The following is a 1,963-nucleotide window of genomic DNA, read 5'->3' as shown; positions in this document are numbered from 1 at the left end:
GTTAATATACCGGCAAATTCCGAAATAAATGTTTCCATAGAATCCATCCCTTCAGGTTCTGATGATGATAATGAAATAATTGACGAGATGAATCGAATTCAGATCTTTCCAAATCCGGTAAATTCCAAAACAAATATCAATTACCGGCTCAACAAAGCAGGAAAGGTTGAAATCGAAGTGTATAATCTAAAGGGACAACTGGTAGAAGTTCTTGTTAAAGAAAGCCAGAACTCCGGTTTTCATTCTTATGACTGGAATGTACACGATCTGAAATCAGGAATCTATTTTATAAAGTTCAACCGTAATAATTTGTCTCAAATCAGGAAATGTCTGGTCGTGAAATAAGTTCTTCCCTATCTTTCCTGATCTGATAAATATCATTTCATATAAAACAAGATGATGATCAAATATTCCGCATACAAGGAGAATCACCCTTGCTCGAACATATAAACCTCTGGCTCGCAGGTCAAACATCACTGATCAGAGAACCGACCCAGTTATTCGTGCTGGCTGTCCTGCTCCTCACAGGATATATCTTCACCAAAGTATTTCGGAAACTGCATCTCCCAATAGTTACCGGACAGATAGTTGGAGGTATCCTGCTCGGGCATTATGTTCTGAATATCTTCCCTGAACAGGCATATAAAGGATTTATTCCGATCACCAATTTCGCACTTGGATTTTTCGGGCTTATGATAGGAAGTCACCTCGACTTCAGAAAGCTTCATAATGCCGGAAAACGGATCGTCTATATAACTTTAGCAGATGTCCTCATAACACCTGCGATCGTATTTGTATCTTTACATTTTCTTGCCGGATTATCTCTTATTCCAAGTCTCATTATTTCAGTTATTGCGATCACTACTGCTCCCGGCTCTACCTTACATATTATCAAAGAAAAAAGAGCAAAGGGTATTTTCACCAAAACAATTCTGGCAGTGGTGGCTTTTAATAATACGCTTACCATTCTTATCTTCTATGTCATCTATTATTATCTTTTCTATAACGGAGCAACGATCCGGATCGATCTTTATCATACCGTGGGAAAACCATTACTTCTCTTTCTGGAAGCACTTCTGATTGGAGGAATAGTTGGTTTCAGCCTGATCTACATTACAGAGAAACGGAAGATGAAAATATCGTTCCTCATCCTCATTATTCTGTCTGTGGTCATAGTTTCAGGAACATCCGAGACCTTACATATTTCCGGCATACTTTCCTGTCTGATATTGGGAATGATCATTACGAATTTCTCCAAACACAGACAGATGCTGTTTGGAGCATTTAAGGATATCGAGACCGAAGTATTTGTTATCTTCTTCGTTCTGGCAGGCACGCATCTCGATTTTAAGAGTATTGCGATCGCCAAAGCTGCCGGCATGATCTTAATTTTGAGCCGTCTGGTTGGAAAAACAGCAGCCCCGATGATTGGTGCTTATCTTGCCGGTTCTATTCAAACCATAAGGAAATGGATAGGTATTTCCTTATATCCTATAGCCGGGGTTGCTATCGGATTAGTTCTGATCATAGAAAATAATAGTTTCTTCAGAGAATATTCTTCGCAGATCACGGCAATTGTTCTGACTGCGGTGGTAGTTAATGAATTATTAGGACCTTTATTTACGGGTTATGCCATCAAAAAAGCAGGTGAGGAAAACAAGAATCGGATTCGCCTGATGGATTTTCTGCAGGAGGAATTCATTAAAGTAGGCTGCGAAGCAAAAGATAAATGGGAAGCTCTCGATATTCTGGCTTCCTTTCTCCATAAAACCCATAAGCTGCACGAAATAACTCTGCCGGAGCTGAAAAGATCTATTGTGGAACGAGAAAAAGAGATCTCAACCGGAATTGGAGATAACCTGGCAATCCCTCATGCGATCATCGAAGGAGGACCTAAAATACAGGGAGTCATAGGAGTTTCACGCAAGGGTATTGATTTTGATTCCCTCGACGGAAAACCGGT

At 39.9% G+C, this 1,963-nt stretch carries 2 protein-coding genes; both read left to right on the top strand.

The window, feature by feature from the left end:
• The coding region (locus ENL20_09590; protein ID HHE38808.1) for a T9SS type A sorting domain-containing protein at window positions 1–345 on the top strand (345 nt) is incomplete at its 5' end.
• 89 nt (window positions 346–434) lie between these two features.
• A partial coding sequence (locus ENL20_09585) for a hypothetical protein (protein HHE38807.1) occupies window positions 435–1,963 on the top strand: 1,529 nt, incomplete at its 3' end.

Source organism: Candidatus Cloacimonadota bacterium (genome assembly GCA_011372345.1).
Taxonomy (GTDB): Bacteria; Cloacimonadota; Cloacimonadia; order Cloacimonadales; family TCS61; genus DRTC01.
This window is presented reverse-complemented; position numbering and strand designations above follow the sequence as displayed.